Source organism: Bacillus sp. ISL-75 (assembly GCF_018613095.1).
Genome location: NZ_JAGGQX010000039.1, coordinates 1 through 13,292, shown reverse-complemented (window position 1 = coordinate 13,292; position 13,292 = coordinate 1). Strand labels below are relative to the sequence as shown.

Genomic DNA, 13,292 nt, shown 5'->3' with positions numbered 1-13,292 from the left:
TTATATTTTCAGCAGTCTCGTTAGACTGCCCCTTTTATTAAGTTAAATGCACGATATCAGTCAAGTGCTATAAAAGATAGGACTGGATTTTTAACTCTCTTGTTCCACTCCACGTTACTTTACTAAGAAAAGCTGTCAGAGTTGGCAGCCCTAATTATTTAGGTTACCCTTTAATTTATCTAATTTCTTTAAAAGTCCGACAAAAACTCTGTGTAAACATTGTGAAAGTACACGATCCGAAAGTGTGGAAAGGTTTCCATTTATTCCATTTGAATAATCCAGAATTCTTTTCAAAGTACCATTGACCGATACTCATGGGGACAGTAAATAGCAAACTTTTCAAAAAAATTTTACCTAAATTATCATTATGTGATAATTTAACCCATATTACAGTTAAAATTGGAAAAACAATACATCATAAATGATGTTAGTTTTAAAAATTCTAGGAAAAGGACGAACCGGGTATTCAACCCTTTTTTTAGCAACAACATAAGTATCAATTAGGGTTGCTAAAACTCCTTTAGAGAAATAAACAACTAGATTTTCCCTCATTTTTGATCCCCTGAATAGGAATGGAAAAGCAGCAAGACATAATACAATAAGTACGTTTAACAATTTTTTTCATTTTTTATCCTTTCAACATGAATAGTGATACTACTACAATAATAATGCTATTAAAAGTGCAAAGAATCGTACAGCTCTTAATGTAACTCCTAACCAAAACCTCTCATAATAATCCTCAGATGCTTGCAAGAACATTTTCAACGTAGATGGCAAAATTAAAGCGTGAGGGCTCCCGTCAAGGAGTATTGCGATTCTCCCCTCTGATATATCAGATGTAAGCTTATCAGGCCTTTCGGTTGTGATTATTTGTGGGAACAGAGAAAGTGGATGATTTTCTAATAAACGTTCAATCGTACCTGAGTCATGATTATTTTCTAATTTAATACTATCAATGCGATCAATAATTTTTTGCAACGTATCTTTTGGAACTTTATTTTCCATCTAGATTATCGCAGTAAAAGTCTTTGATTCAGATCCGATTTTTTTAAAGCGTATTTTCAAGTTGGTACTGGGTAGTCTACTGCGAATCATGGCAACATTCGTTCTTATAACTTCAACGAATCCCTCTCTAGGCCCCCTTATAACCACTTCAGATTGTGGTTCTCCCACTTGCCTAAAAGTCTTTTTAGAGTAACAGATTATTCCTGCTTTATTCTTGTGAGGAAATAAGATGATACAAAAACCGTATAATAAGTACGACAATATATCCTCAATTTTATCTGAAAAAAACTGATGCTGTGGGAAATACATTTTTCTAATACTGTGATATCGACATCATCGTTTCCGTGAGGATAATTTTTGACATTTTTTCAAGCAAGGATTCGTATAATAATGTTTCGTCAACAATATTTTCACAATACATAAAAATAATTTGCTTCCCTTTAATATTTCGAGGGTTTAAAATTCTAAATTCTATATCCTCACAATGTGTAAGTTTATCTTGGAAAAATTTATAATTTTGCTCTATAGAATCGGTTAATTTTTCCATAAAATTCCTCCTTCTTTATTATTTACACTATTGGATTCAGTTTATAATTATTTAATTGACCTACTAGTTAATGGTGGTTCATTAAACCAACCTTTTTTAACCAATAGTTTAAACCCTTTTTCTGAAAAACTTTGGACCTGTTCCATTAATTCACTTAGTATTTTGACATGATTCTTCTTATAACTAGATACAGCAGCGTTTTGTAAATTTATTATTCCAATAGGATTTAAAAACATTATTAGGTTCGTCATTAACTTATCTGAAAATGGAGATTCATGGACCCTATGAACGAAGCTCTCTAGTCCAGTTGTAGTACTAACTCCGTTTTCCCTGAAAATATCCGATAAAGTAGCAGCTTGATGAAATGCTAATTTCTTGCCATCATTAAATAATTGCTTTGACTCTTCATCTTTTACAACATCAGCAAAAGCAGCGCATAGAGCAACACCAACATTATTGCATTGAAGTGCACTGTACATATGTCCCAATTCTACCGCATTAAGTGGTCTCAATTGTGTAGATACAACCTTAAACAGTTTACTCTCTCTTTCATGTGCTTTCATGTATAAAAATGGACTGTTTTGTAACAAGTTCTTTTCTTTTAATAAACCTAAAAGAGATTCATCTATTTGAATAATCTTAGTGAGGACTTCACTAAAGAATTTCTTTACATTCATATCCGCTAGTTCTGAATATTGAGAAGCGAGGACCCGCATCCCATTTCCGGTAATATGCTTAAGAATTTCAATGATTAATTGATCGGTAAAAAGCTTTACTGAGGAGTTATATAAATCAACTTCACTGAAAAATGGCGTTTCATTATAACCGCTGTCATTTAATATCTTTGTAGCCTCTTTTTCTTGAAATGTAGATAATGAATAGATTTCATCTAGAACACTTCTCAAATCTTTATCCTCAGCAGTGTCAATAAGATTTTTTAAAATAATATTAACCATATTCGAACTAGATTGTAGATACCAAAGAAAGCCGAACTCATTTACGTTCATACAAAAGGCTCCTTCATTATTTATTTTCTCTTATTAGAATGACAAAAATATTGGTAATTATTCAGGGTATATTTCTAATTAATACATTTAGTCTCAATCTCAAACTTTATTAATTATTGTAATTTATATAATTTAATTAGAGTTTCTGTTAAAAGAATACTAATTAAATTCACTGGCCCTCAGGTTTCTCAATAGCTTTTTTAATGATTTTCATTAGTAAAAGACCTATCCAAATTCCTGGTATCACGCACAAAATTGGTAACCATATTGGGCCAAATAAAAATCCGAATATCTTGAAAGTTGATGAATATATACACCCCACTGTTACAAAGAAAGCACAAAAAACGAATGGTAAATAAGAATATTTTCTATTTCCTCCACCAGCATCTTTATAAGCATCCCACATAGCAAAAAAGTATAAACAAGGGTAAAACATTAGCCATAAGTAATCAGTTTGAGCAATGGCTTTTTCGATTTCTCCATGAAAACTAGAAATTATAACAACATTAAAATTTGCATTTACATTTATAAGGAATTCTAAAAATACAAAAACAATACCTTTTATTAGTTTGCCATTTAAAAATTGACCAAAGCCAGGAAGAGCAATACTCCATAGTAATACTTCTTTTGAGTTAGCCACCTAATTCAAGCTCCTTACCAAGTTTCGTATAGTGTGATTATGTCAATTGTAAAAAAGGCAATCGCACTAATCATTATTCATTAAAAACTTAATTAGTTTTTTATTGTGGAAATAAAATTTAACATTACACGAACGTAACCTTAGAATGTCCTGCTTAACATAAAAAATGTGATGAAAAGTACAGTGATGGCATTTCATTTCTAAATATTAATAAACAGAGATATCCAATAAAAAGACGTGCTTCTATCAACATGGTCTTATAAAAAGCATAGAAAACTTATGATAAAACACATCCATTATGTGAAGGCCTTATACATTAGAATATAATTTCTCTAACAATTCTAAGAAAGTGATTTATGTTTATAATTCCTTCTATCAACTGTTTTTCCTCATTATAGATGAAGTTCTTGTCCCCATCGCTTGTGAGGATACCGTTCTGGTCATCCGTTTATGCCTAACACAATACCTGACTAATTTAGGAGTATTTGATATTGATAAAACTATTTTAAATATATTGGGCTGTATATTATCTTTCATGCTTTAAAATCTTTTCGTAACCAAACTCCCCAAAAATAGTGAAAGGTTTATTGTACTAACCTACTCCTTCGTTGAACAAGGAAAAGGCTCTTGGAATGTCAACACTAAACTAGACAGTTTTTTTAAGGTGTCCAAGTTTGTATTCAATCGGGCTTAGGTAGCCTAATGTTCCATGAATTCGAATGTGGTTAAACCAATGAACATAGTCCCTAAGTTCTCTTGTTAATTCTTCTAAACTAGTAAAGTGTTTTCCTCTTACAAACTCAGTTTAAATGATCTTAAATGTTGCCTCTGCCACCGCATTGTCATATGGGCAGCCTTTCAGGCTCAACGATCGCTTGATTTCGAAAGTTTCTAGAGCCTCATCAATAATCTTGTTATTGAACTCACTTTCTCGATTAAAGAGATCGACAAATCGCATATGTAATTCCATTTTTGATTGACTCTTACATATGTTAAATCGCTAACGACCACCGTTAATTCTTCTTCCTGATCGAATTCTCTATTCAACTCATTTTTCTGTGTGGATTCGTTATCATCTTTTGATTGAGGTTTAAACTGGGCAATTGTATATGTGGATACCAGTCCCTGTTCATTCATAATTCGGCCAATTCTTCGTCTGGATATCTGATGCCCAAGTTTTTTTAGTTCCACTTTAATCTTGCGAGTACCATAGTTTTGACGACTGTTTTGGAAAATCTCAATGATAGTAGTGGTCAGGTCATCCTCTGAAGCCCTTTCTTTTGCTTCATAATAATAGGTGCTTCTCTGGATTTGCAGGACTTTGCACATTGCTGATATCGAGTATTTGTGTAGATTGTTCTTGATCACATTTACTTTCATCCTTGTATCAGCGCGGCTTGCTTTAAAATATCGTTCTCCATTTGAAGCTGCTTATTTTCTTTTCTTAATCTAATCAGTTCTTGTTCTTCTGAAGAGGAATAACAATCAATCCGCCTACAATTATCCATGGAATTATTAACAACCCCAAAGTTATCCACCACTGTGTCTTAAAAAGTATATACTCGGACCAATAAGAAAATAGTTGTTTATTCAAACCAAATAGTTTCTCATAAATCTGCTCTATGTTCGGATTTTTATGCACTTCAGAAAAGCCACCAAATTTAGCAGCCTGATTTTCGATAATTTTTAGCTATGAATTTTGCAGCATTGACAAAATGGTCAACACTTCAGTCTGAAATGTGGATATATATCATCCATCATAAACTTCACTTTTTTTCTCTTCTTCCTCGAAGATTTCGTCAGTAACTTTTTCTATTTGAATATTGTTAGGGCGGAGAAAATTTATGGTTTCGTGCTCTTCATCAAATTGCTAAACAATACCTACCATGGTTGAATATTTTTGAATATGCTCTTCATAGCATGATTGAAAGTCTTCGCCCACAACGAGGATTTCCTTTTTATGGCCACCAATTTCATTATCTTCTATATATGAAATAATAAATTCTTTCATAATTTCCTCCTTAAAAAACAAATTTTTTATTAGGGAAAATTTAGAAATACAAAAGCACTTAGGGAAGCCTATTATTCATTTATTTCTAATCCAGATAAATTTAAAGAAAGTTCATCTAATACTAAAAATACACAACCAAAAACGGTTCTGTAATCGATATAGTCCCCTTTAACTTCAACATTTATCTCAATAATTTTCCTTTTATTATGTATGTATTTTTCTTCAAATTGATTAAAATTAATACTTGTAACAGATACACTAATTTCCTCTAAGGATTTTTTTAGCTCTCTTTCAAATATTGAATTATTAAAGTTTTCCCTGAAGAAAATACGAATAGTAAATATCATTTCAAATCCTCCTTCTACTTATGATTTGCCAAATCTTCCTTACTTAACCTTTTTTCGAATAACTTGTGTATCTTTTATCCCATTTAATTTATTCAACTCCCTCAGTTTGATACGAGTATCTCTTGAATGCTCACTTATTCGCAGGATTTCATAACCTCTATAAATAGAATGACGGGTAATTGGAATGAATTCAGATCATTTGGCTTCGTGAAGGCATAGTTAAATAAAGGAGTTAGCTACTACTCCATATTTTACCATATAATGTACATCTCCACGCCGCCCCTGGAGGCTTTCCCTCCCATGTCTCAACGGGTCAATTGCCCTCTCATTCCTTCGTCATGCCTATCCAAGGGGTGGAGGCCAGTTATGCTAAACTGATGGGTCACAGTGCCCTTTTGTTGAAGAAACCTGGTACTCCGTACATATTTGAAATCCTACGAATAAGACAACATTCAAAATTAAAGTTAACTATTTTAATTGAAACATTTTATATAACTAATGTTTTATTTCTATGCTGCTATAGGGGTTAATACTTGAACTTTATTTGGACAATAAGATTCGTTTCGTTTTGCTATTCCTACAAAAATCCTTGCTAGTTTACCTATCAGTTTCATGATTGATTTCATTTTCTTTATCTTCTTTACTTTTACATTATGGGAATGGACGGCTTTAAACTCAGGGTTATTCATCACAAGACTCATAGTTGCTAAGTAGAGGAAGCGTCGTAGTCTTGACCTTCCACGCTTTGAAATGACAATCTGACCTTTCCATTTGCCTGAACTTGCTTCAGCTAGATGTAATCCCGCATGTCGTAATAGAGAGTTTCCATGAGAGAATCCACTTAGATCTCCTGACTCACCTAGTATCCCAGCTAATGATATTTCACTTATTCCTTTAATCATAAGTAGTTTTTTTGCAAATGGAATTTTATTGAGAACTTCTTTAACTTGTTGTTCAACTCTTTCGAGTTGTTTTACAGCGAGGTCATATTCTTCTAATAATTGTTCTAGATGAAACCTATAAGCATCAAGTGCTTGTCCAGTTCCAATAGAAGATTTTGCTAGATTGATCAGTAATTGAGCTTTTTTAGGTCCTGGTTGTCTTTTCATTAATGACTTCCATCCCCTCATGACATCTAGTGACTCCATTGAAGATATTTCAGCAGGAGTTGGAAACAATCGAAGGGTTGCGATGGCTCCTTTGCACGAAACATCTTTAAACACTTGTCGCAGCTCTGGAAAGACAACATCTACCCATCGATTTATTTGATTAATAGACATTACGAGACGTTTAACAATCACATCACGATTAGACATTAGAACTCTAAGCTTCTCAAATGATTCTGATGATGGGCGAATAAAGGAATAGTAGCCGTTTTTGACCATATCTGCGATCACGAGCGCATCTTTTTTATCACTCTTAGATTGTGTATTATCACGATTCTCTTTATTCCTTTTTACTAAGTGGGGATTGACTGTTACAACCTCAATGTTTTGGTTATATAACCATTTTGAAAGGTTAATCCAGTAATGGCCTGTAGGCTCCATACCTACTATTGCTGCATCTAAGTTTTTAAATCTTTTTAAATCATGAATCCAGTTTAATAGTTTAACGAACCCCTCTTCATTATTTTCAAATGTAATAGGGTCTCCAACTACAATTCCACGGAAGTTAACTGCTTCGTTAGTGGAACAATGAAAAAAAAGGCTGCCGAAGCAACTACCCATCTTAAACTAATGCACCCTTTACTTTAAGTGTAATTGTTCACAAAGTTTTCAGCATGGTTGTTCACTCTCTTAAACCCTGATGCAGAAATCCCTTTTCCTTCATACGAATACACATTGTTTCCAGAACACCTCCCAAATATATTAGGGAAACAAAAAAAGCCGTATGTCTACGGCATTTCTTGTTCATCCAATTATTGTTGAAGCCCAGTTTATAATAAGATGAGGACTTCATAAATGAAGACCTTCATATGATACTGAACACCTTTCCATCGGATATACTTTATTGATTCTCCTTTGCTTTCCAAATCAATTCTGGAATTAGTGGAAGATTATGAAGCGAAACACCAGCGGCCAAGGACAATGCGTTCCCGAGGGCCCCAGGCATTCCCATTAATCCTAGTTCTCCTATTCCACGAGCTCCATATGGTGCATCAATCTGTGGAGTTTCAACAAAATCAACCAAGTAATTAGGATTCTCTCCATAGCGGAGCGGGCGGTAGGTCCGAAGCTGTGGATTCAAAACCCTCCCATACTTATCAAAATAAAATGTTTCCCTCCCAGCGAATGCTAACCCCATACTCATTGCCCCCATAACCTGACCTAATGCTGCTTTTTTATTCATCACCCTGCCAGCGTCCACTACCGTCGCTGCATGAACAAGTCGATAAGTATAATCTTTACGATCGAATTCTACCTCTACACCATAAGCTGCAACAGACCATTCCGGACCAGGCTTGCCAGCTCCAGTTTCAGGATCCAAGTGAGTTAGATGACGTAATATATAATTTCCTCTGCCAATGATTTGACCACCAATAGCGTTACCATTTGGATACTTATAACCATAGCCAATTTCTTTAAAATGGAGCCCAATGGATGGATCATCTCTTAAAAACACCCGACTATTCGCCACTTCAAGATCTTCCTTAGGTGCTCTTAACACACATGAAGCCACTTCTTTTAATTGCTTAATCACATCGTCTGCGGCATTTAAGGTAGCCCTACCTGCCATAAATGTTCCCCTACTAGCAACGGTCTTAAAATGTTCTGGCGTTGTCTGGGTATCCACTTCCATTCGAACATGAATTTCATCGACATCCATTTTTAATCTCTCAGCAAGAATTTGAGCAAGCACAGTTTTGGTTCCTGTTCCAATTTCGATAACACCTGACATTAAATTGATACTTCCATCCCGATTAAATGTTAATATAACGCCTGAAGGAGCGTTCGTATCAATCGTAGACGTTTTCCAGCTGCAGCTAACGCCTTTTACTCTAACAAAACGTTCATCTATCACTTTAATTGGACCCTCGTCCCACTTGATTAACTCTTTTACTCTCACAATACATTGTGGTAAGTTTCCTAAATTGCTTTTATTTAAAAGAACCCTTGTCGGAGTCGTATTTCCCGGTCTAATGGCATTTATATAACGGAGCTCAAGCGGATCCATCTGCAGTTTTTGAGAAAGTAAGTCCATTGTTCTTTCAATCACAAAGGTAAGCTCGGAATGAGAAAATCCTCTAAATGGGGATGCATAAGGATGATTGGTATACATACAGTACGAATCACACCAAACATTCTCAACATTGTAGGGACCTGTGCAGTCGACTGCACCTGATCTCGTTACATCAATCGCTTTATCGGAATAGGCACCCCCATCCCACAAATAAAGGATTTCCATCACTTTAATTTTCCCTTTACGGTCGGTCCCAATTTTAACTGTTGCATCTAAGCCAATGTGACATGGAGATGTAATGATATCCTCTTCACGGGTATTGAAAACCTTTACAGGTCTGCCACCAACAGCCTTCGATGCTAAGTAGGCAAGTATTTCAAGCTGAACGGGTGCCTTTCCACCGTAGGCTCCTCCAACGAACGGCGTGTGAACCACAATTTTCCCTATATCCTCACCAAAGTAATCAGCTATAAGTGTTTTGACCATAAAAGGTGCCTGAGAAGAAGTCGTTATATTGATTGTTCCATCTGGTAAAATCTCACAAGTCGAACATCTTGTTTCCATTGCGGCATGGTCGGAAGGCGCAAAGGAAAAACTTGCTTCTACTGTTATTTCACTGTCAGCCCATCCTTTATCCATATTGCCCTTTCTAATTTTCGTAAGGTGAGCGATGTTTGTTCCCGGAACCGGACCAGAATCTTCCTCCTTTTTATATTCGCCTAAATGTTCATGGACGAGGGGAGCATCCCTTTGGAAGGCTTGTGTTGGTGAATTTACTACAGGCAATAATTCATAGGACACCTTAACCAGTGAGGCTGCTTTCATAGCCTGATCTGGAGTATCTGCGACAACTAATGCAACTACTTCCCCGTGATAACGTACTTTATCAACAGCAATTGGTGGGCGATCGCGAATCGCCTCACCTGTGAGTGGAATATTTTTTCCTGCGATAATCGCCCTAACTCCAGGTATTTTTAAGGCTTCAGTCGTTTCAACCGAAGTAATCCTAGCGTGCCCATATGGACTGATGACCTTTTTACAAGAAAGCATCCCGATCGATTGGTAATCATCTGTGTATTTCGCCCGGCCCGTCACTTTATCCCACGCCTCTTTACGTATAACACTTTTTCCGATTACATCCAAGTCGATCCCTCCTAACCGCCGAATTTCATAAAACCTATCCCTGTAAATTAATATTCGCGAACATAAAGATAAATACAGATACGTAGAAATAAACCTTATGATGATTTCTCCTTAATCTAATCTACCATGAACCGTTAGTGAAAAAGGAAAAGCGACTGCTCTAATTGAACAATCGCACCCGTTACTTTAAGTACATTGCTTCACAAATATCTAAGGCTTTTGTGAATGTACAAATAAATATTACCATTTTGCTTTAGCTTTTAACTGCTTTCTATATTGAAAATGAGCAAAAAGAAACAACAAGGAAGGAATAATAATTTCTACTGGATAATACAAATAGAAAACATTTAGTCCTTCTTTAAAGTGCTCGGCAGAATTTGATGCAATAACCATTGAGGCAAATAAAATAATCATTCCAATTGGAAAACTAAGTGTACGAGGATTCTTAAATCGAAATATATCTGCAACTCCATATACGGCAGCATAAAAAAAGAGGGTTATCTTAATAAAACCTCCGATCACAAGATAGAGCATAAAAAGTACATCAAGCCTACCAAAAGAATATATGCTATTAAATATAAAAGTAACCTATTGAATTATTTCCAATATAATCTTTCTATCATTTTCCATTTTTTACTTTTTTATGTACTATTGCAATATAAAAGACCAACTCAAAATGTGTACCTCTATTTTTTCACCTGCTTCGTTAGCTCAACATTTGATTGCAATTTACCTTTCCAAAAAGCCACTTTGACCACATACATTTTAACGTATTTTCTAATTAAGCTAACCTGCCCCTTTGGCTCTATAAGAAAAATGAGTTGCCGCAGCAACTCATTTACATCTTCAAATCCTACTACAAGTATTATAAGAAGAAATAAGGATCCCCACAGCAATCCTTATTTTTAAATCCAAACACTAAGTCGTTATGAATATCAATTTTTCCCCAATATAAATTCCGTTTATTATTTTATTGTAAAGGAAGAGTCTATTTGAATTGGAAATCTACTACTTGTCACCATATTATTAACTGCACTAAACAGAGCTTTTACAGAAGAGTTCATAATATCTACGTCTATTCCGCAGCCCCAATGCACAGTACCATTTATATCTGTTATACCGATGTAGGAGACAGCGTTTGATTTCGATCCCATTTCTTGAGCGTGTTCCTTATAGACCAAATCTGTATAATGGATACCTAATTTAGTTTGAAGAGCATTACTGATGGCGTCTAGTCTTCCGTTCCCTACACCAATAATTTCCTGAACATCATCACCTATCTGAATGGTTAAGACCGTTTGAAAGTCATCAGACTTTGTAAATTGATAGTTGATAAACTCAATAGGAGTTTTAATATTTACGTATCCATTGATAAAAATTTCATGTATTTCATTAGGTATCAGCTCTTTATTAAGATGATCCGATACATTTTTCACATGATACCCGAAGCTTTCACGCATTTTCGGTGGAAGCTCAAGACCATACTGCTGTTCAAGCAGATAACCAATCCCACCTTTACCTGATTGGCTGTTAATACGGATAATGTCTCCTTCATACTCTCTACCAATATCCTTAGGATCAATTACCAAATAAGGGACCTTCCATTGCTCCTTTTCCTTTTCCTCACGCCATTTAAATCCCTTAGTAATGGCATCTTGATGGGACCCTGAAAAGGCTGTAAATACCAATTTACCAGCATAGGGATGTCTTTCATGAACCTTCATCTTTGTCAGTCTTTCATATCTTGCCATAATTTCGGGAATATTTTCAAATTGAAGCTGAGGATCCACTCCGTGTGAAAACATATTCAGAGCAAGTGTCACAATATCTACATTACCTGTTCTTTCTCCATTTCCAAACAATGTTCCCTCAATTCTTTGCCCTCCAGCCAGTAATGCTAACTCTGAATCTGCCACACCGGTTCCTCTGTCATTATGTGGGTGGATCGATAAGATTACATTCTCCCTATAATTCAGATGATCGCTCATAAATTCAATCTGACTCGCATAAACGTGAGGCAATGAGTGAGAAACCGTAGCTGGCAAATTAATAATAACCTTATTGTTAACTGTCGGCTGCCAAACATCAAGAACCCGGTTGCAAATTTCAAGGGCAAAATCTAGTTCTGTCCCTGTAAAGCTTTCTGGCGAATACTGAAAAATAAAGTTCCCTTCCGTTTCAGCCGCAAATTTCTGAAGAAGTTTTGCACCAGTTACTGCAATGTCTATAATATCTTCTTTGGATTTTTTAAAGACCTGCTCACGCTGTGCCAATGAAGTTGAATTATATAAATGGACCACAGCTTTGTTTACACCTATGAGTGCTTCAAATGTTCTTTCAATAATATGTTCTCTCGACTGAGTTAACACTTGAATAGTCACATCATCCGGTATCAACTCTTGTTCAATCAATGTACGCAAAAAGGTATATTCAGTTTCCGACGCAGCAGGAAAACCAACTTCTATTTCTTTAAAACCAATGTTTACTAGTAACTGAAAATATTCTAATTTTTCCTCTAGAGTCAGGGGAACGACCAAAGCTTGATTTCCATCACGGAGATCTACGCTACACCACGTAGGAGCTTCCGTAATATATTCCTTCTCCATCCATTTCATACTTTTCACTGGAGGCATAAAATAACTTCTCGAATACTTTTCGACATTTTTCACTTTAATATCCACCCTTCCTGAAAATACGCTTAAACTAAAATAAAAAAAGCCCATCATCTCATAAGAGACGACAGGCTTTGCCTACGTGGTACCACTCTTTTTGATTTGTTTGATAAACTAAACAAACCCACTTAAGGACTTTATTACGGTAGTCGACCGTTAAAACCTACGTTGTCAGTCTTACCACTCCTGGGCGAGTTGGGGATTTATTGACTGTCTTTCACCAACCGACAGTTCTCTAAACAATAAATATTCCTTAATACTCCCGATCATCGTGTTTATAATCATTTTGAATTTTCTTTATTTTACAACTCATCCTTATAATGGTCAACCCCATTCTTCAACTCTTGAACCCGTTACTTTAAGTATAATATTTCACAAACTTAATATTCTTTTAATATGCTAGTTAAATCATTTAACGATATTGATTTTTTCCATAAAAAAGGGCATCCCATATGAAATGCCCTTAAATATTAACACTAATGCCCACTAGCTTCAATCAAGACTCTTGTTAGGTCAATTAATAGATTCAATCGAGTAGCAATATAAATCAAAATTCCAACAACAGCAAGCCTATAAACTATCGTCCAGTGTTTACTTTCCATATTCCATACCTCTTTTTAATTTTATTTAGAAGCATAATATAAATTTCTACATACTGGGTATTTTTCCCTTCTTCACATCTGCTCTGTTGGTCGAATAAGAAAAAGCTGCCAAAATGCGAGACTGCTGAAAAAGTCTCA

The 13,292-nt window shown here is 35.2% G+C and carries 8 protein-coding genes, 4 pseudogenes and 1 other annotated feature; all 12 genes and pseudogenes read right to left on the bottom strand.

Translation table 11 applies throughout. The features are described 5' to 3' along the window. Nucleotides 1–175 precede the first annotated feature (175 nt). Nucleotides 176–552, bottom strand: a pseudogene (locus tag J7E63_RS30195) (CBO0543 family protein). A 105-nt stretch (nucleotides 553–657) separates the two neighbouring features. Beyond that, a pseudogene (locus J7E63_RS29690) lies at nucleotides 658–1,314 on the bottom strand (spore germination protein). Nucleotides 1,315–1,318: 4 nt separating this feature from the next. Beyond that, on the bottom strand, nucleotides 1,319–1,552 hold the full coding sequence (locus J7E63_RS17065) for a hypothetical protein (protein WP_215014566.1): 234 nt from the start codon (nucleotides 1,550–1,552) through the stop codon (nucleotides 1,319–1,321). A 47-nt stretch (nucleotides 1,553–1,599) separates the two neighbouring features. Continuing rightward, nucleotides 1,600–2,559, bottom strand: coding sequence for a DUF3231 family protein (locus J7E63_RS17060; RefSeq protein ID WP_215014564.1), 960 nt, complete (start codon nucleotides 2,557–2,559; stop codon nucleotides 1,600–1,602). Nucleotides 2,560–2,728: 169 nt separating this feature from the next. Further along, nucleotides 2,729–3,199 carry a hypothetical protein gene (locus tag J7E63_RS17055; RefSeq protein WP_215014562.1) on the bottom strand — a complete coding sequence of 157 codons (471 nt, stop codon included), beginning with the start codon at nucleotides 3,197–3,199 and terminating at the stop codon, nucleotides 2,729–2,731. Between the two features lie 646 nt (nucleotides 3,200–3,845). Continuing rightward, nucleotides 3,846–4,668: pseudogene (locus J7E63_RS17050) on the bottom strand (IS3 family transposase); the annotation flags it as partial. Between the two features lie 401 nt (nucleotides 4,669–5,069). Continuing rightward, nucleotides 5,070–5,210, bottom strand: a complete 141-nt coding sequence (locus J7E63_RS17045) for a hypothetical protein (protein ID WP_215014560.1) — start codon at nucleotides 5,208–5,210, stop codon at nucleotides 5,070–5,072. A 71-nt stretch (nucleotides 5,211–5,281) separates the two neighbouring features. Then, the gene (locus tag J7E63_RS17040) at nucleotides 5,282–5,557 is read right to left on the bottom strand and encodes a hypothetical protein (protein WP_215014558.1); all 276 of its coding nucleotides are present in this window, start codon (nucleotides 5,555–5,557) and stop codon (nucleotides 5,282–5,284) included. Between the two features lie 509 nt (nucleotides 5,558–6,066). Beyond that, nucleotides 6,067–7,236: pseudogene (locus J7E63_RS17035) on the bottom strand (IS110 family RNA-guided transposase); the annotation flags it as partial. Nucleotides 7,237–7,564: 328 nt separating this feature from the next. Next, on the bottom strand, nucleotides 7,565–9,880 hold the full coding sequence (locus J7E63_RS17030; RefSeq protein ID WP_215014556.1) for a xanthine dehydrogenase family protein molybdopterin-binding subunit: 2,316 nt from the start codon (nucleotides 9,878–9,880) through the stop codon (nucleotides 7,565–7,567). A 240-nt stretch (nucleotides 9,881–10,120) separates the two neighbouring features. Next, nucleotides 10,121–10,447: a GerAB/ArcD/ProY family transporter gene (locus J7E63_RS17025; protein ID WP_308161970.1), complete on the bottom strand. Its 327-nt coding sequence runs from the start codon at nucleotides 10,445–10,447 to the stop codon at nucleotides 10,121–10,123. 398 nt (nucleotides 10,448–10,845) lie between these two features. Beyond that, entirely contained in the window at nucleotides 10,846–12,549 is a 1,704-nt protein-coding gene (locus J7E63_RS17020; protein ID WP_215014552.1) for a 2-isopropylmalate synthase, read from the bottom strand. A 60-nt stretch (nucleotides 12,550–12,609) separates the two neighbouring features. After that, nucleotides 12,610–12,831: a binding site (T-box leader), on the bottom strand. Between the last annotated feature and the right edge of the window lie 461 nt (nucleotides 12,832–13,292).